The 16,726-nt window shown below is 59.3% G+C and carries 15 protein-coding genes; 9 read left to right on the top strand and 6 right to left on the bottom strand.

Annotated features, from left to right (window positions below):
* Nucleotides 1-16 precede the first annotated feature (16 nt).
* The 5 genes from AC24GY_RS26600 (at nucleotide 17) to AC24GY_RS26580 (ending at nucleotide 5,847) form a co-directional block, all read left to right on the top strand.
* Nucleotides 17-3,262: a LamG-like jellyroll fold domain-containing protein gene (locus AC24GY_RS26600; protein ID WP_487689226.1), complete on the top strand. Its 3,246-nt coding sequence runs from the start codon at nucleotides 17-19 to the stop codon at nucleotides 3,260-3,262.
* 49 nt (nucleotides 3,263-3,311) lie between these two features.
* Nucleotides 3,312-4,286, top strand: coding sequence for an amidohydrolase family protein (locus AC24GY_RS26595; RefSeq protein ID WP_487689224.1), 975 nt, complete (start codon nucleotides 3,312-3,314; stop codon nucleotides 4,284-4,286).
* A gap of 97 nt (nucleotides 4,287-4,383) precedes the next feature.
* The gene (locus AC24GY_RS26590) at nucleotides 4,384-4,695 is read left to right on the top strand and encodes a nucleotidyltransferase domain-containing protein (RefSeq protein WP_422316622.1); all 312 of its coding nucleotides are present in this window, start codon (nucleotides 4,384-4,386) and stop codon (nucleotides 4,693-4,695) included.
* Nucleotides 4,676-5,056 (top strand): HEPN domain-containing protein, encoded by a 381-nt coding sequence (locus tag AC24GY_RS26585; RefSeq protein WP_487689222.1) that lies wholly within the window; start codon nucleotides 4,676-4,678, stop codon nucleotides 5,054-5,056. Before AC24GY_RS26590 ends, AC24GY_RS26585 begins: the two co-directional genes overlap by 20 nt.
* A 29-nt stretch (nucleotides 5,057-5,085) precedes the next feature.
* Complete coding sequence (locus AC24GY_RS26580; RefSeq protein ID WP_487689220.1) at nucleotides 5,086-5,847, top strand: SDR family NAD(P)-dependent oxidoreductase; 762 nt, start codon at nucleotides 5,086-5,088, stop codon at nucleotides 5,845-5,847.
* Here the strand turns inward: AC24GY_RS26580 and AC24GY_RS26575 are convergent.
* The gene (locus tag AC24GY_RS26575; protein WP_487689218.1) at nucleotides 5,804-7,300 is read right to left on the bottom strand and encodes a sodium:solute symporter family transporter; all 1,497 of its coding nucleotides are present in this window, start codon (nucleotides 7,298-7,300) and stop codon (nucleotides 5,804-5,806) included. The genes AC24GY_RS26580 and AC24GY_RS26575 overlap by 44 nt on opposite strands.
* A 129-nt stretch (nucleotides 7,301-7,429) precedes the next feature.
* Between AC24GY_RS26575 and AC24GY_RS26570 the strand changes: the two genes are divergently transcribed.
* The 3 genes from AC24GY_RS26570 to AC24GY_RS26560 are packed head-to-tail and all read left to right on the top strand — an operon-like array spanning nucleotide 7,430 to nucleotide 9,499.
* Nucleotides 7,430-7,948, top strand: a complete 519-nt coding sequence (locus AC24GY_RS26570) for a hypothetical protein (protein WP_487689216.1) — start codon at nucleotides 7,430-7,432, stop codon at nucleotides 7,946-7,948.
* A complete protein-coding gene (locus AC24GY_RS26565; RefSeq protein ID WP_487689214.1) occupies nucleotides 7,945-8,496 on the top strand; it encodes a hypothetical protein in 552 nt (183 codons plus the stop codon). Before AC24GY_RS26570 ends, AC24GY_RS26565 begins: the two co-directional genes overlap by 4 nt.
* Nucleotides 8,477-9,499 (top strand): Kelch repeat-containing protein, encoded by a 1,023-nt coding sequence (locus tag AC24GY_RS26560; protein ID WP_487689212.1) that lies wholly within the window; start codon nucleotides 8,477-8,479, stop codon nucleotides 9,497-9,499. Before AC24GY_RS26565 ends, AC24GY_RS26560 begins: the two co-directional genes overlap by 20 nt.
* A 205-nt stretch (nucleotides 9,500-9,704) precedes the next feature.
* On the opposite strand, the gene AC24GY_RS26555 is transcribed toward AC24GY_RS26560, so the two are convergent.
* From AC24GY_RS26555 to AC24GY_RS26535, 5 genes are all read right to left on the bottom strand, one after another.
* Nucleotides 9,705-10,481 (bottom strand): SDR family oxidoreductase, encoded by a 777-nt coding sequence (locus AC24GY_RS26555; RefSeq protein ID WP_487689210.1) that lies wholly within the window; start codon nucleotides 10,479-10,481, stop codon nucleotides 9,705-9,707.
* 5 nt (nucleotides 10,482-10,486) lie between these two features.
* A complete protein-coding gene (locus tag AC24GY_RS26550; protein ID WP_487689208.1) occupies nucleotides 10,487-11,296 on the bottom strand; it encodes an HpcH/HpaI aldolase family protein in 810 nt (269 codons plus the stop codon).
* Entirely contained in the window at nucleotides 11,293-12,255 is a 963-nt protein-coding gene (locus tag AC24GY_RS26545) for a Gfo/Idh/MocA family protein (protein WP_487689206.1), read from the bottom strand. The genes AC24GY_RS26550 and AC24GY_RS26545 overlap by 4 nt, the downstream gene beginning before the upstream one ends.
* Nucleotides 12,252-13,241 (bottom strand): Gfo/Idh/MocA family protein, encoded by a 990-nt coding sequence (locus tag AC24GY_RS26540; protein ID WP_487689204.1) that lies wholly within the window; start codon nucleotides 13,239-13,241, stop codon nucleotides 12,252-12,254. The genes AC24GY_RS26545 and AC24GY_RS26540 overlap by 4 nt, the downstream gene beginning before the upstream one ends.
* Nucleotides 13,242-13,462: 221 nt before the next feature.
* Nucleotides 13,463-16,165, bottom strand: a complete 2,703-nt coding sequence (locus AC24GY_RS26535; protein WP_487689202.1) for a DUF1592 domain-containing protein — start codon at nucleotides 16,163-16,165, stop codon at nucleotides 13,463-13,465.
* Nucleotides 16,166-16,309: 144 nt separating this feature from the next.
* On the opposite strand from AC24GY_RS26535, the gene AC24GY_RS26530 reads away from it, so the two are divergent.
* A complete protein-coding gene (locus AC24GY_RS26530) occupies nucleotides 16,310-16,714 on the top strand; it encodes an FKBP-type peptidyl-prolyl cis-trans isomerase (RefSeq protein WP_487689200.1) in 405 nt (134 codons plus the stop codon).
* Nucleotides 16,715-16,726 lie beyond the last annotated feature (12 nt).

Raw genomic sequence — 16,726 nt, 5'->3', positions numbered from 1 at the left:
GCATGCCTTGAGTCTCATGAGTTCCCGCTTTGCCATGCTGTATCTTCTGGCCCTCATCGGGGTCTGTCTCAGCGCACAGGGGGCTCCGCCACTGCAGGATCCTTGGGAGGAGAGCTATGCCAATCAGGATGCCACCGGGCCGCATGTTCTGGGCTGCTGGAAGTTTGACGAGATGCCGCTCACAGACGCCTCCGGTCGAGGAGCGCAACTGGTGCTGAACAGCGGCAATCTGGTGCCGGATGGGCGTTTCGGCGGTGGCCTCAAGTGTGCTGCCCTCGCCAAGGTGGCTGTGGCTCTGCCACACCACTCGCCGCTGGGAGCCTTCTCTGCTGAAATGTGGGTGAAGCCTTCCATCAATGCACAGCCGCAGCAAATGGCCTGTCTTTTGGACAAGCAAGGAGCGGGGACGGAGGACTTTAGCTGGAGCCTGAGCCCGGCGAATGAGCGTGGTTTGCGGCAGATGGTGGTCAGGCTTGGTTTTGGTTCGTTTGTTAAAGAGTTTATTTCCGCACCCGCACTGCTGCCTGGCGACGACTGGAAGCACCTGGCCTTCACCTATGACGGAGCTGGCAGGGTTGCTTTCTTCGCCGATTCCCAGCTTTTGGGAGAGGTTTTTGAAGAGCGGTGCGGCGCATTGCAGCCTGGCGGACAGCCGCTCTGCTTTGGCAGCACTCTCTCTGGGACGGCAGTTTTCCCAGGCCTCATCGACGAGGTGCGCTTATGTTCTGGCGTTCGTGGGTTTGCTGCTTTTGCGCTGGAAATCAACAGCCTCTCTCATGCTTGGGAACGAATGGATCGCCCCTCGCCGATGAAGATCACCTGCACAAATTTGCGCACTCAGTCCTTGAGCGGAGCCAGCATGACGTTCATTGCCGATGGTGTGGCTCAAACGTTCATTTTTCCAGACCTGGCTCCTGGTGCTTCCAATGTGAATGAGTTCGGACCAGACACTTCGCACAAGCCTGGAACCTACACTTTGGAAGTGGTCATGGGCAAGGGCCTCAACCGCGTCAGCCGTTCTCAGGAGTATCAAATCATTGGCAGACGCAGGCAGATGCTGCCGGTGGTCATGGATGGCGCTGGGCAGGCTGATCTGCCCCAGTTGCAGCCGCTGGCCTGCACCCATTGGGCGGGCATCAGCAGCGATGATGCGCCCTATTTGGGCACCGCCAACAAAGCTCGGCCCCTGGTTGTGCGGCCAAAACTCGAAACAGGTCTTCTCTCGGGGCTTCGCTCTGTGGCGGCTCTTGATTATGCCCCGTCAATGCTGAGCCGGGGATTCCGCAAAGTGGGGCGTGATGGAAAAGAGTATTCTCCAAATGAGATCAATGCCGCCCATCCCGATGCGGCCAATTTTATGGCGGCGTGTGGGAATATGTTCACACTTTACTATAGAAACTCCAATTCTTGGACCGGGGTCTTGCTGGGGTCGTCCTCTCTCAGCAAGGCTCACCCTGGATTCAGCGTGCCGGAGGCAGACGCCTACCGCAAATTCAGCAGTCAGGAAATACCCGTCGAGATTCAGGGAGATGCGGTGAACTGGCAAAAGCTGCCAGGATTTCCCAAGGACCGCATGATTCCGGACGACCATCCGATTCTCAAATACTATCGTTGGTTTTGGTCTGAGGGAAGCGGCTGGAAATCTGTGAATGGGGCCTGGCATCGAGCCTACGAGAGGCGCAAGCAGGATCGCTCTGACACCTGGATCATGCACCATCCCTCGGTGCATCAGCCTTCAAAGGCGGGTGCCTTCACCGAGGTCATGAACATCGGAGATCAGAGCATGGACTCGCGTGATCCGCTCATGGCAGGGCTTTGCATGGACCAGCAGTTCGCCATGAGTGCTGCGCATGGTCGTGAGATGGGTGTCTTTGGCATCCTGCCGCTTGGCTGGGAGCGTGGACTGGTGGCTCCCTTCGGTGCAGAAGGCACATCGGAATACATCCTGCAGCAGGATCGCGTCTCGCCGATGCAGCGGATCACCATGGCTCCGGCCATTCTAAGAGAAAATCTCTGGATGATGCTGTCGAGACCAGTGAAGGGTCTCGTGCTTTCTGACTGGTTCGCTTTGCGCGCTGGGAACGCGCAGCAACGCAGCGCATTCAGTGCCACACATCCGCTGAGTTATACGGCCTTTGGTGATGTCGCGAAACGGCTCCTGTTTCCGCTTGGCCCCATGCTCGCCAGACGTCATCCGTGGCGTTCACCCGTGGCTCTGCTGGAGAGCTTCACTTCACAGGTGATGGCTGGTCGTGGATTGTATCGTGGTGGTTCATCAAGGACGCTGGAGGTGTGGCAGGCGTTGCAGCGTGCCCACATCCAAACAGACATTGTCTATGAAGAAAGTCTTGGCCAGGGCGGTCTGGATGGCCGTCAAATTTTGATCATGCCCGATTGCGATGTGCTGCCGGTCAGCGTGGTCGAAAAGGTGAGAAAGTGGCAGGAAATGGGTGGGAAAGTGGTGGCTGACGAGAACCTTTGCCCGGCGCTCAAAGCCAATGCGTCTTGGTCGGAACAAGTGGCGGCCAGCGCTGTTGCGCGCGTTTCCGAAGCACCTGGTCCCGTGGCAGACGCTTCACCCGTAGACCAGCCCTCTCAACCCTCTCATCCTTTGCCCTTGCCGGAGAGAATCACGCAACTGTGCAAAGACCTGGGCTGGCAGCCGAAGCTGAGTTGTGACAGTCCCGATGTCATTCTTCACGCCAGCATGAGTGGAGAGGCGACCTGTCTGTTTGTCATCAATGACCGCCGGCAGTCCGGCTCCTACGTCGGCCAGCATGGTCTGGTGCGGGAGTCCGGGATGCCTCTTGCTGCCAGTTTGAATCTTGGTCAGGAAAAAGTGAACGTCTATGACCTCACGCATGCCACTTTCCTGCTGCCGAAACGCGAAGACAACGGACTCATCATCCCGTTGAAACTCGGCCCCTCCGAGGGTCGTGTGCTGCTGCTCACGCCTTCGCCCCTGCTCGAAATGCAGCTTGAGGTGCCAGAGACCGCGACTTGTGGGAATGTGGCCGAGGTGCGCGTCATGCTCACGACTTCTGGTGGCAAGCCCATGCCTGCGGCTATTCCTGTAGCTGTCAGTATTCGTGATGCGGATGGAGCACCTGCCGAATTTGACGGTTACCATGTCGTGGAAAATGGTGAGCTGATCCTGCGGCTGGATCTTGCCAGAAACGAAACTCCTGGAACCTGGGAAGTGCATGTGCGCGAGCTTGCTTCGGGTATGGAGTCTGTGAAGTGGATGCAGGTGAATCCATGAAATGGCATTCTCTGCGTGTGTATTCCCAACTCAAAGCCTAATCCCCCCCATGATCATTGACTGCCACAACCACGTCGGCTCAGACCTTCTGTTCTACCTCCACGGCGATTTCCCCTACGCCCAGCACCTCGTGGCCATGCACGATGAAGGCCGCGCCCTCGGCGTGGATCGCTGGATCGTCTTCCCCTTCGTCAGCCATCTCGCGCTGGACGTCACCGTCTTCATGCAAAACGAGATCAAGGACGAAAAAGGCCGCCTGCAGGACATCCCCTACGCCTTTGAAAACCGCCGCCTCATGAAGGAATGCTACGAGCTCTTTCCCGAAGAAGGCAAACGCATGCTGCCCTTCGTCATGGCCGATCCCATGCGCAACACCGCCGCGCAAGCCGTGGAACTGCGCAAGCTGCGCGGCGAATATCGCTTCTACGGCATCAAGATGCAGACCACCATCCTTCAGTCCGACATCAAGCACCTGCGGGATCGCGGCAAAGTCTTCGTGGAACTCGCAGCAGAATGGGACGTGCCATTCTTGATCCACTCCAGCGTCGCCGAGAGCGATCTCTGGGCGCAGGCGCACGACATCCTCGACATCGCCGAGGAAAATCCAGGCGTGCGCTTCTGCCTCGCCCACTCCTGCCGCTATGACAAAGAGTGCCTTGACCGCGTGCAGGCGCTTCCCAACACCTGGTTCGACAACTCCGCCCACTGCATCCACTGCGTCGGCGCGGTGCAGGATCTGCCCTACATCGCCCCCAAGGCCCGGCGCTTCGACTCCGACTACACCAATCCTGCTCGCGTCATTGCCGATCTCGCGGCGGCCTACCCGAAAAAGTTCATGTGGGGCAGCGATTCACCCTTTTACAGCTACGCAGCAGAGATCAATGGCCAGATCGTCCGCCTCATCAGCACCTACAAGGCAGAGGTGGAGGCTCTGACAGCCGGCGGAACAGAAATGGTGGAGCGCATTGCGCACACGAATATCCGCGATTTCCTCGGCGGCTCGTGGGTGGAAATGTCCGTCTGACGGACGCCTGCGCAGCGAAAAAAACATCATTCTCTCGGAAAGAGATCGGTATATTGACCAGTTGGCAGTCTCCGCTATCCTCCGGCGCATGATTTCCATGAGCAACATCCAGCGCTATTGCGACAGCGTAGCGGCTGCGTTCAAGCCACAGAAGATCATTCTGTTTGGTTCCTGCGCTTATGGCCAGCCAACAGAAGACTCCGATGTGGATGTGATGGTGGTGATGCCAAGGAGCCGTTGCAAGCGTGATCTTGGCTCTCGCATGCGCATGAAGGTGCCGGCTGGATTCCCCGTGGATATTCTTGTGGAGCCGGGTGATAAGCTACAGAGACGGATCGCCGACCGCGAATCTTTTATTCTGGATGTGACCGAAAAGGGAAAAATCATGTATGAAGGCAGCCACGCGTGAGCGGATCAAAAAAGCGGAATCAGACTGGCTGCTGGCTGTTTCCCTGACTCGTCGCCGCAAGGTGCCGGTGAATGATCATGCCTGTTTCCATTTTCAGCAAGCCGCTGAGAAATATATGAAAGCACGGCTGGAAGAAGCCACCGCGCATATTCCAAAAACTCATCAGGTTGACGACTTGATCCGGCTTGCCCTGCCACTTGAACCGTTGTGGGCGGCGCTGGTGCCTGCCGCAGCACGAATCAGTGACTATGGAGTACGCGTTCGTTATCCTGGAAATGAGGCCACGACCCAGGAGATGAAAACCGCCCACCAGGATGCGAAGACCATACGCGAGAGCGCACGACAGGCGCTCGGGCTCTGAAAAACTCTCATTTTATTTTGTAACATTTCATGATCAAAGCATTCTCTCTTGAAGGTCGGGCCGCATTGGTGACAGGGTCATCCCAGGGCATTGGATACGCGATGGCAAACGGCCTCCATGAGGCCGGGGCGCGCGTGGTGTGCCATGGGCTCACCGCACGTCCCGTGGATTTCCCAGCGTGGGCCTCCTATCTCTCATGCGATCTGTCCCCCCCGGAGGCTCCCGCGCAGTTGGTGCAGCATGCCTTTGAAGCCGAGCCCGGACTCGACACCCTCATCTGCAATGCTGGCAGCTTTTTCGATGTGCCCTTTTTGGAAATGACGCGCGAGCGCTGGGACAAAACCGTGAATCTCAACATGGCCTCGGCGTTTTTCGCCGCACAGGCTTTTGCTCGTCGCCTCGTGGCGGAGAAACGCGGCGGCAGCATCGTCATCACCTCCTCCACCAATGGCTTTCAGGCCGAGTTGGATTCCGCTGCGTATGATGCCAGCAAAGGCGCGCTCGTGATGCTCACAAAATCTCTCGCCGTGTCCCTCGCGGATCATGGCATCCGCGTGAATGGCGTAGCCCCAGGTCTGATCAAGACGCCCCTCACCGCGGGCCTTCATCATTCCAGCGATTGCGGCATGGTGCAGCACTATGAGAAGAAAATCCTCCTGCAGCGCCTGGGCACACCGGAAGATGTGGCAGGCGCCGCTGTCTTTCTTTGCTCCAGCGCCGCCAGCTACATCACCGGCGAGACCATCATCATTGATGGCGGCCTGACGACGGGGCAGATTGGCCGGAGGTAAGCAGGCCCACGGTCATCGTGATGATCGTGCCCAGCAGGCTGAACCAGATGAATGACACAAGCGTCGCCGGCTTCACCGCCGTGAAGGCGCCGTTTTGATACATGAAGATTCCCAGCAGGGTCACGAATCCGGCCAGGCAGCCGAGCAGTGCTCCGCGCGTGGTGGTCCGCTGCGTGAACATGCCCAGAAAGAACAGCCCCAGCAACGGCCCGCCAATCAATCCGATCACCGTGTTGACCGACTCCACCAGATTTCCAGGCATGAATGACACCGCAAAGGCCAGCCCCACGACGATGATGCCGTAAGCCACGGTGATCCACCGCGCATTGCCAACCTGCTGCGCTTGGGTGCCGACCGGGGCCGTGGAGAGGCGCTGCTTGAAATCGACCACCGTCGCGGACGCCAGGGAATTGAGTCCCGCAGAAATCGTGGACATGCTGGCCGCGTAGATCGCCGCAATGAGCAGTCCGGGCAATCCGGCTGGAAGCTGCGTAACCACGAAGTAGGGCAGGATTTGATCCTCTTTGGCAATCAGGCCTGCAGCCATGGGATCTCCATGCGTCTTGTAAAAAGCGTAGAGCACCAGCCCCGTGCCGTAAAACAGCACAAGCACCGGCAGGATGAGCCAGAGCTTGATCCACAGCGATCGCTTCGCCTCCTGCAGGCTGCCAGCGGTCAGGTAGCGCTGCACGGAGACCTGGTCCGTGGCCATCTGCACCAGATGCAGGAAGGCACCAGCCAGCAGCACCGCCCAGATGTTCACGCGCTCAGACAGGCTGAAGGAAAGGCTCAGATCCATGCGCCCATCCGCCATCGCCGTGTCCCACACCCCACCGAGACCGCCGGGGATTTTGCCAATCGCCACAAACACAATGATCATCTGCCCGCCGAAGAGCACGATCAGCTGCATCACATCCGTCCAGATGACCGCGCGCATGCCACCGAGCGCGGTGTAAAGTGTGGTCAGCGTGCCCGTCGCAAGGATCGTGATCCACAGCGGCATGCCAGTGACTTTTTCCAGTGCCAGTGCCGGGGCATACGTGGCCGCCGCCAGCCACAGCGCGACACGGAAGATGAACAATCCGGAGGCAAGAAGCCGCACGGACAGTGAAAACCGCTCTTCAAGAAACTGATATGCGGTGAAGAACCGCGACTGATAAAACTTCGGCAGCATGTAAATCGCCGTGAAGGGCGTGGCGATGAAGAACGCCAGCACGATGTAGGCAAACGCAAAGCCGTTCTTGTACACATCCGCCGGACCCGCAAGATAGCTGATGCCAGAAAACAACGCTGCCAGAATCGACATCGCCACCAGGATGCTGTTCATCCCGCGCCCGGCCAGGAAGTAGTCCCCCAATGATTTGGACCCGCGTGCCGAGAACAAACCAACGCCGACTGATGCCGCGAGGTAGCCGCCAAAGATGGTATAATCGAGCCAGGAGAAGTGCGTCATGAGAAAGCGATGATCGTGGATTCAACGATTTGCGAGACTATTGTTTGCTGGTTTGTTTTTAGAACCAGCCGATTAAACAAGAAACTGGAAGAGTCTCATCGTATGGATGAAGCCTGCCAGTCTACCCTCATGTCAGACGCCGAGACGCCTTCACCGCTGCCCTACACCGACACCAAGCCGGTGGGCCACGCGGATTTCTATTTCGCCATCAATGCCACCTTTCGCTTCATTCAGCGGCATCACGGTGAAGAGGCTTTGAAAAAATACTGGCGCGATATCGGCACCAGCTACTACCGCCCCGTGTCACTGAAGTGGGCAGAGCAGGGGATGCGCGGCGTGGCAGATTACTGGCGCGCCTTTTTCAAGGCAGAGCCAGGGGCCGAGGTCGAGGTCGAGGTCATCGAATCTGCTGATGAAGTCCGCCTCGAAGTCAAACGCTGCCCCGCCATCCATCACCTGCGCGATCATGGCCGCACCATCGTCCCCAATTTCTGCCAGCATTGCTTTTATGTGAACGAGGCCATCGCAGAGCCTGCCGGCCTGACCGTTCGCATCTGCGGTGGCAACGGCACCTGCACCCAGCGCTTCACCAAACGAACAGCGGAAGCCGCTCCGCAAAACCTGGAGGACATCGCCCCAGCATCATGATCGGTTGTTACGATTTCTGCGGGCACTACGAGTGGACCTTCGAATGGCTCCGTGCGCAGGGCGGCCATGACCTCGTGCGCGCCTACTGGGACGAGGCCATCCATCAGGACTCCCAGCTCCACGCCTCAAATCTCATCGAAGCCAAAGGCTTCGAGGGCATGAAGGAATACTGGGGCCCCACGCTCGCGGACGAAGGCGCGGTTTACGAGCGCACCGTCACCGACGACGTCTTCCGCATCGACATGCACGAGTGCCCCTCCAAGGGCTTTCTGCTCCGCAATGGCCTGAACCAGTACACCGACTACTGCGACCACTGCATGGGCTGGATCGGCCCCCTGATGAAGAAGGCCGGCTTCGTCATCGACCACGAGCACAACCACTGCGGCCAGTGCTGGTGGGAGATGCGCAGGGCAGCAGACGCCACGCCCACAAGCCAGCCCGGCGAACTCGCCGGCAAAGGCGACGTCCGCCTTCGTCCCGACTGGAAATCACCCCACACCGACCACTATGCACGCGCAACCGATCCCGATGACAAAACGACTGTTTAGCGTGGTGGCATTCCTCGCATGCACTGCACACGCCGCCGACTGGCAGCGGCTCCCCCCGCTCCCCGCGCCAAACGGCGGCTTCATGCTCGGGGTTGATAACAAAAAAATCGTGATCGTCGGCGGCACCAACTGGGAGGGCGGAAAAAAGAACTGGCTCAAAGCAGTGCGGGTGTTTGATCCCTCCACACAGAAGTGGAGCAGCACCAGAGATCTGGAGACACCGCTGGCCTACGCGCCGGTTTTTGACGGCGGCGACAGATTTGCGTTTCTCGGCGGCTTTGAGGGTGCCGAGCCGTCAGGAAGATTCGCCATGGGAAGCAGCAGCGATCCAATCGAACTGCATTGGGATTTAGACCAGCCCCTATCTCTGGTGTTGGCAGCGGGTGGCGCGATTGGAGATGTGCTTGTTGTCTCAGGTGGGACCAATGACCCTGCGAATCTGGCGGGCCTGACACGAGCCACTTATTCGTTTCAGTGGGGAAAAGAAAATTGGAGCGCTGGCATCAGGGCAGCCGAAGTGGGTCGCTCGTCTGTCAGCCGTTCGGGGGGCTTTATCGTTTCCAAATTAGCCGACTACCCCGGCAAACCCTTCGCCGTCGCCGCCTCCGCAGTGGTGGGCCCCGAACTCTTCATCTTCGGCGGGATGAACTACGACGCTGCCTCAAATGCTCCGCTCAATTCGTCCGAAGCCTACGCATTCTCACCCGCAAAAAACTCGTGGCGCGAACTGCAGCCCCTCGCAGTACCCAATCGCGGCCTCACCGCCATCACGCTCGACGATCAGCACATCTACCTCGCCGGTGGCTACACCACTGATTTCACCGCCGATGCTTTCATCTACGACGTAAAGTCCAACACCTACACCAAAGCCAAACCATTGCCCTACGCCGCCATGGTCGGCCTCATAAAACTCGACAGCTTCATCTACTGCCTCGGCGGCGAAGACAAGCAGAAGTCCCGCACCGACAAATTCTTCCGCATCCCCGCAGCAGACCTAAAGTAATACCGAGCTTCAGCTCGTTCCGGAAGCCCCGCGCCATCACATCAAATCCGCGCACCACACTTCGTGCCGCAGCTCCAAGGCTGGTAGGGACGCGCTGTGCGCGTCCGTAGAATTCTTCGTCCCAGCGCCACCTGCAATCCCAACCGCTTACCCCCTTTCCTAAAGCTTCCGCCCTTCAGCGCCCGCCCAAACGGTCCGCTGAAAACTACTTCGCCGTATACCCGCCATCCACCGGCAGGTTCACCCCCGTGATGTACCTCGACGCATCACTCAGCAGAAAGATCACCGCGCCACCCAGATCCGTCTCATCCGCCATGCGTCCCAGCATGGTATGCTCGCAGTACCTCTGCAAAAACGGCTCAGGCTGGTTATTGAAAAAGCCCCCCGGAGCCAGGTTGTTCACGCGCACTCCCTGCGGTCCGTAGTACGCCGCGTAGAAGCGCGTCAGGTTCTCCATGCCTCCCTTGTGAAAGAAATAATCCGGCGGCATGTCCCCCATGTTCGTGCCGGTGTAGAGCTCGTAGCTCGGGCCGATCATCCCCTGAATGCTCCCGATGTTCACGATGCTGCCGCGTCCCGCCTCGGCCATCGTCTTGCCAAAGTGACGATGCATCAGCATCACACCCGTGGCATTCACGCGCATGGATTCCGCAAACTGCTCCGCCGCGCCATTCGCCCCCTTCATCGGCCGCAGCACCGCGTTGTTCACCAGTCCATGCAGCGGACCATGCTGCGCCGTCACGCGCTCATGCAGTGCCACCACAGAACCTTCATCCCCCTGATCCAGCGATTCCGCAAACACGCGGTTGCCCTTCGCCGTCTCCTCCTCCGCCACCACCTGCAGCTTCGCCACATCACGCGAGGCCAGGATCAGCGTCGCCCCCGTCTGGGCCAGCATGGCCGCCAGCCCACGGCCATAAAGTCCCGCACCTCCGGTGAGAAGAATCGTTTTGCCTTGAAGAGAAAAGAGATCGTTGGACATGGCGCTTACTTGGATTGGTAAATTGAATCACTGCCCGTCGCGGAGCCCGCCCCGCCAAAATCACCCACCAGCTTCTTGAATGCGTTGCCCAGTTCCAGCACATCCGCACCCAGCGTGAAGACCCGCGTTCCTTCCGCCATCACCTCCTCCTTCTGCCCATAGAGCGAAGCCACAGCAGGATACTTCCCGTATTTCAGCGCCGCAGCCGCGACTCTTTTGCGCGCAGCCACCACTTCTGGATGCGTGGCCTGCCCCAGCTTGCCGATGCGATGACTAAAATCTCCCGCGCCAAACAGCAGCATGTCAAAACCCGGCACCGCCGCGATCTCCTCCACCACCTCCAGCGCCTCGGGGCTTTCGATTTGCAGAATGACAAACTTCTCCGTGTTGCAGTGCTGCGCGTACTCCGCCAGCGGCACCTGGCAAAACAACCCGTCCATGTTGCCGGCATCCAGCGCCTTGCTGCCCAGCGGTCGGCAGCGCACCATGTCCACCACGTTGCGTGCCTCATCAGCACTCGTCACATGCGGCACCATGATGCCCGTGGCATCGCACTCAAAAGGCTTCACGTACTCGCTGTAGCCGCCCTTGTTCACTCGCACGATGGTGTCCATATCGTAGAGCTTCGCCGCGCGCACCTGATGCTCCAGATTGAGCCAGCTGTTCGGCACATGCTCGTTGCACAGCCACACCGCACTCGCTCCGGCAAGTCCCGCCAGCTCCACGATGCGGGGATCACCCATGTTCAGTTTGATGACCGTGCTGTTTTGACCGGCGCGAATTTCGCGAAGGATGCGGGAGGGGCGGAGTTTCATGAATGTGTTTCGGAAAGGATGTCTGAGATGTGAACGACCGCCCCACTCTGCTCGCGGCTGCGCCGTCCAGCAATGATGACCGCCATCAGTTCCACGGTTTCGTCAAAGGGCAGGGGACGCGCGCCCGTTTGCAGCATTTCGATGAACGCCACCAGCTGCCCGCGGAAAGCGTTGTAAGTATCCGTGAGTCGCAGCGGCATCTGCCCCTGCGTGCCATAGAGATGCACCGCACCAAAGCTGCCATACGCATCATGCAGCGCGCCAATCGTCACGCGCACGCCGCTGCGATGCGTCAGGTGCATCACATCACCTCCGGCATCACTCAGCGCCTGCACCGTCAGAAAACCCGGCCCCAGCAGCGGCTCCACCGCCTCCAGCGCATGGATGCCATAGCGCTCCCACGTCTTGCAGGTGAAGCTCGTGATCCAGCGCAGATCGCCCAGTTGCTTGCGCTGCTCATCGCTCAGCCTCATCTCCGGCGCATAGCGCATGCCGCTCGTGGAAAGAATGACCGCACCCGCCTCGTGCCACTGCACAAACTGCCGCAGGTCTGCGATGTTCGTCGCCATCGGCTTGTCCACAAACACCGGCAGCCCCGCTTCGATGAACGGCTTCACGCGGCGAATGTGATCATCCCCATCATCCGTCGAAATGATCACCGCATCCACCTGGCCGATCACATCCTCCGGCTTCGAAACCACGTTCGGAATCAAGCTCGCCGCAGCGACCTTCGGCGCATCCGCCGGATCATCCGTCCACAGATGCGTCACCCTCGCCCCGGGGATGCGTGCCTCCTCCACGCGTTGCTTGCCCAGGTAGCTCAAAATGGCGGGGTAGGGGCACTGCGCCATCGCAGCCGGATCAAATCCATTCACGATCGCGCTCCACGAATATGGATGCCCGTTTCCTTCAATCATGCCCAGCATCGCCAGGCGGAGTTCTTTGCGTCCGTCGTTCATGAAATCGTGATGGGCAGGCCGGTCGCGGCAGAATCGAGCGCGGCACGGTTAAAGCGCAGCGTTTGCACCGCCTCTTCAAAGGTGCTCAGCGCGCAGGCCTTGCCCTCCATGCCATTGAGAAAAGCGTTCGCCTGGGCGATGAACAGATCATCGCGTTCCAGCGGCGCGGTGGTGTTCCACGTCCATGAAGTCTCACCACGCTTCATGCTGCCCCAGCGCTGCGCATGAGATTCAATTTTGAGGCTGCCGCCTTCGCAGTGGATTTCAAACACCGCCTCATTCGCCACCTGAAACTGCGTCATCGCATAGCTCGCCAGCACATCGCCATGACGCGCCGTCACATTCACCGTGTCCTCCACGCTCACGCCTTCCAGTTGCTGATGCGCTGCGTCACAAAAGACCCGCGTCATCGGCCCGATCATCCACTCCATGGCGTTCACGATGTGCGTCAGCGCATCCTGGATCGCCCCGCCACCCGTCTCATGCCGTGCATAATAGATGTCGCGATACGCCGGCCTGAACGTGGGAAAATGCTGCCCCGCCACCACGCTCGCATGCAGCGGTTTCCCCAGCGCACCACTCTGCAAAAACTCACGCGCCGTCACAACCCATGGGAAGCAGTGGTACACATACGCCACCGCCACAAACCGACCGCTTTGGGCAAGGGCCTCACGCGTTTCCTCCAGCCCGTCCAGTGTCACAGACAGCGGCTTCTCGATCAGCAGCGCCGCACCCTGCGCCGATCCTTCACGTGCAATCGCCAGATGTGTGTGTGCAGGCGTGCAGATCACCCACGCATCAAAGCGCCGCGCCTGCACCGCTTCCGCCAGGCTGCCATACGCTGGCACTCCATAGCGCTCGCTCACCTCTCCCAGCAGCTTCGCATTCGCATCACACACGCTGACCTCACAGCGGCCAGTCTTTTGAAAGCAGCGCAGGTGGCGTTCGCCGATGCTGCCGCAGCCGATGATGAGGATGGAATGCATGTCTCCCAGTAAACGTCGCCACGAGGCCGCTCAAAGAAAAATGATCTGGTCCGATCATTGAACCAGTGGGCTCAGGATCACTTCACCACACCGTTTCTTTTCGCCGCACGGTATTCTTCGATGCGTCGCTTGGAGTCGGCGGTGAGTTGATCTAGCGGCAGATCAAAAGTCTGGCCATCCTCTCGGCGAATCTGCACCGTCGTCTTCAAATGGAAGAGTCTCTAAGGAGCCGCCCGCATCTTCTGAAACGGCACGCTCTCACACACCGCCAGGATCAGGTCCTGCATCTTGTTGCCGGATGCCTTGGCTTTGCGCAGGATCTCCTCCGTCGTGGGCTTGTCGGAGTATTCCAGCCCGCGCCCCAGCGCATAGATGAGAAGATTGTCCGCCACGTTTTTCACAAACTGATCACTCATGTCACGCACCAGGATGCTGCGCAGTTCGGCCAGGTTTGCAAAGGTCTGCCCGCGCACGAGCGACCCGGAGGCATCGATCGGCTGCTTCTTCTCCTCGTCGCGCCAGCGGCCGATGGCGTCGTAGTTTTCAAAGGCAAATCCCATCGGGTCCAGGAAAGCGTGGCATCCGGCGCAGGCGGCATTGCTGCGGTGCTCGGAAAACTGCTGCCGCAGCGTCAGCTTGCCAAACTGCTGCTTCCTCTCATCCAGCGGTGCCACCCCGCCAGGCGCAGGCGGTGGCGGAGTTCCCAGAATGTTTTCCAGCAGATACTTGCCACGCTTCACTGGAGATGTGCGCGTTGGCGTGGAGGTCAGCGTCAGGATGCTCCCCTGCGTCAGGATGCCGCCACGCGGAGTGCCTTGCAGGGACACCTTCTGGAATTTGTCACCCTTCACGCCCTGGATGCCATAGTATTGCGCCAGCTTCTCATTGAGGAAAGTGTAGTCGGCGTTCAGAAATTCGATCACGCTGAGGTTGTTTCGCAAAATGTTGTCGAAGAACGTCTGCGATTCCTTCTTCATCGCGTAGCCTATTCCACCCTTCCACTCCGGGAAGCGTTTCTCGTCCACATTCACGATGTCCATGTCACGCAGCTGCAGCCACTGGCCCGCAAAGTCCTCCGTCAGGCTCCACGCACGGTAGTCACCAATCATCCGCTTCACTTCCGCAGCCAAATTTTTGCGCAGTTCGCCTTTCGCCGCCAGTTGCAGCAGCTTGTCATCCGGCGGCGCGGACCACAGGAAATACGAAAGCCGTGAGGCAAGGCTGTACTCATCGATCAGTGCGACACCGTTTTGCACCGCTCCGGTCGGCGTGGGAGATCCCCGATACAGAAATCCCGGAGACATCAGCATGCCCCGCAGCACATAGCTCATGGCCTCCAGCGGCGGCAGGTTTTCTTTCAGCCCAAGATCCGCGATGCCATGCCACTTGGCCTTTTCAGCATCACGCATCGGGCGGCGGAAGAGGCGCTGCCCCAGCTTGTCCACCAGGCCATGCACGTCCGCGACAGCGATGCCTCCCGGCTGTCCGAGCGCTCCTTCCACGGTGAGCTGATGCAGCCAGAAGTTGCGGTCTTCATGCTTTTTTTCGTCGTAGTAATCATTCAGAAACCACACTTGGATCTCATGCTTGCCCGCCGGCAGCTCGACTTCCGTTTTGAAAACCTGCGGCGTCTGGTCCTTGGCCGTGATGGAAAACGACCCCGCATTTTTCCCGCCGATGCGCACATCAAATTTCGCCGGCTCCCCACCCGCCTGCTGCGCGCCCGCTTTGATGATGAGGCGGTACTTTCCAGTCATGGCGAGATCCAGGTGATGCTTCACGTAGCCATTCGAGGGCAGTTGGATGGTGCCCGTGTCCCGGGATGCATTACCCTGGCCGTTTTCAAAATCCTCACCGCTGAGGTTGATGGCGGGCAGACCCGCAGGCTTGCCATCCAGCAGCCATTGCACAAGCCGGGTGCCACGCGGCGGCAGCAGCCCGTCAGGCCCTTCCACCTCGATCTTGTCCAGCGCCAGGTTCCGGTCGCGTTTGTCAGGATCAGGATTCTGCGGATCAGCAAAATCATTCAAAAACCGCACCACGATCTTGTGCTCACCACTTTTCAGCGGGACCACCTGCTTGATCGTCTGCCATGGACCTTTGTCGCCGTGGTAAGGAGCCGTCACATCAAAAGTGCCCAGTTCCTTGTCATCCACCCGCAGCGCCACCTTCGCCGCATCCGGCCCGGCCTGCGTCGCAGAGAGGTGGAATTTCAGCAGGTAGTTGCCATACGCAGGCGCGGTGAATTTCGTGGCCGCATCCGCGTTGCTGTGAAACCACCTCACGCCCTCCCACTCCTTCGTTTCGCCCTTCTGGTTCCAGAATTTCTTTGCGCCCAGCTCCATGTCCAGCCGCGGCACATCAGAGGTGTCCAGCGCCTTCACCGCCACCGCATTGGCCGCGCGGATGTACTTCTCCATCAGCATCGGCGAGATGCTCAGCACGTCGCCAATGTTGTCAAAGCCATAGCCCGTGTCGTCCGGCGGGAAATCGTTTGCAGGCTTCATGTCCACCAGCAGCAGATCCCGGATCGTGTTGTTGTACTCCGTGCGGTTCAGGCGGCGGTAGGTGATGTGGCCGGGATCGATCTTCTGCGGGTCAAACCAGAACACCGTGTTGTCGATCCACGCCACGATCTCATCGCGCTCCGGCAGTGAAGGCTTGTCCTTCTTCTCCGGCGGCATCACATGCGTCACCAGCTGCTGCCTCGCATGATCCCACAGCACCTTGTCGCCGATGAGCTTGGAGTACTCCGGGTACTCATCCAGCGCGAAGTCGCCTTTGTCTGTGCCGTCGCCATGGCAGTCATAGCAGAATTTTTGCAGCAGGGGCAGGATGCGCTGATTGTAGGCATCCTGGCCGCGTTCAGCGGCGGACAGCAGGGAGGGAATCGCGATGGCGGCGAAGATGAGGCGACGAAGCATGAAAAAGGTGGAATGGGGGGTATCAAAGATACGCATGCAAAGTGGCAGGGATTTCGCCAAAACCAACGCCACATTGCGCATCATTTGCGGTTGCATGCGCCCTGGCTTGCGGTGATGAAGCCCGCCCCTTTCACCCATTTTCCCATGTCCCAATCTGCTCTCGAATCCGGCCGGGCCTTCCTCGCCGCCAACGCCACCAAAGAAGGCATCACCACCACCGCCAGCGGCCTGCAGTATGAGGTGCTCACCCCCGGCACCGGCAAAAGCCCGAAGGCCAAGGACACCGTCGTGGTCAACTACCGCGGCACCCTCCTCAATGGCGTGGAGTTCGACAGCTCCTACCTCGCCGGACGCGAGCCCGCCGAGTTTCCCCTCAAGCGCGTCATCAAAGGCTGGACCGAAGGCCTGCAACTCATGCAGGAAGGCGCCAAGTTCCGCTTTTTCATCCCGTCAGAGCTCGCTTACGGCAAGCGCGGGGCCGGAATCGACATCGGCCCCAATGAAACGCTCATCTTTGAAGTGGAACTGCTGAAAGTCTGGGAAGACTAGGTGCGATTTCTC

This window comes from Prosthecobacter sp. Pr1, assembly GCF_057652315.1.
This window is presented reverse-complemented; position numbering and strand designations above follow the sequence as displayed.

Bases quoted from the DNA above. Each gene is read 5' to 3' on its own strand.
- AC24GY_RS26550 (WP_487689208.1), bottom strand. From the start codon at position 11,296: ATGAAACTCCGCCCCTCCCGCATCCTTCGCGAAATTCGCGCCGGTCAA.
- AC24GY_RS26530 (WP_487689200.1), top strand. From the start codon at position 16,310: ATGTCCCAATCTGCTCTCGAATCCGGCCGGGCCTTCCTCGCCGCCAAC.
- AC24GY_RS26590 (WP_422316622.1), top strand. From the start codon at position 4,384: ATGAGCAACATCCAGCGCTATTGCGACAGCGTAGCGGCTGCGTTCAAG.
- AC24GY_RS26540 (WP_487689204.1), bottom strand. From the start codon at position 13,241: ATGCATTCCATCCTCATCATCGGCTGCGGCAGCATCGGCGAACGCCAC.
- AC24GY_RS26580 (WP_487689220.1), top strand. From the start codon at position 5,086: ATGATCAAAGCATTCTCTCTTGAAGGTCGGGCCGCATTGGTGACAGGG.
- AC24GY_RS26575 (WP_487689218.1), bottom strand. From the start codon at position 7,300: ATGACGCACTTCTCCTGGCTCGATTATACCATCTTTGGCGGCTACCTC.
- AC24GY_RS26555 (WP_487689210.1), bottom strand. From the start codon at position 10,481: ATGTCCAACGATCTCTTTTCTCTTCAAGGCAAAACGATTCTTCTCACC.
- AC24GY_RS26545 (WP_487689206.1), bottom strand. From the start codon at position 12,255: ATGAACGACGGACGCAAAGAACTCCGCCTGGCGATGCTGGGCATGATT.
- AC24GY_RS26570 (WP_487689216.1), top strand. From the start codon at position 7,430: ATGTCAGACGCCGAGACGCCTTCACCGCTGCCCTACACCGACACCAAG.
- AC24GY_RS26595 (WP_487689224.1), top strand. From the start codon at position 3,312: ATGATCATTGACTGCCACAACCACGTCGGCTCAGACCTTCTGTTCTAC.
- AC24GY_RS26565 (WP_487689214.1), top strand. From the start codon at position 7,945: ATGATCGGTTGTTACGATTTCTGCGGGCACTACGAGTGGACCTTCGAA.
- AC24GY_RS26535 (WP_487689202.1), bottom strand. From the start codon at position 16,165: ATGCTTCGTCGCCTCATCTTCGCCGCCATCGCGATTCCCTCCCTGCTG.
- AC24GY_RS26585 (WP_487689222.1), top strand. From the start codon at position 4,676: ATGAAGGCAGCCACGCGTGAGCGGATCAAAAAAGCGGAATCAGACTGG.
- AC24GY_RS26600 (WP_487689226.1), top strand. From the start codon at position 17: ATGAGTTCCCGCTTTGCCATGCTGTATCTTCTGGCCCTCATCGGGGTC.
- AC24GY_RS26560 (WP_487689212.1), top strand. From the start codon at position 8,477: ATGACAAAACGACTGTTTAGCGTGGTGGCATTCCTCGCATGCACTGCA.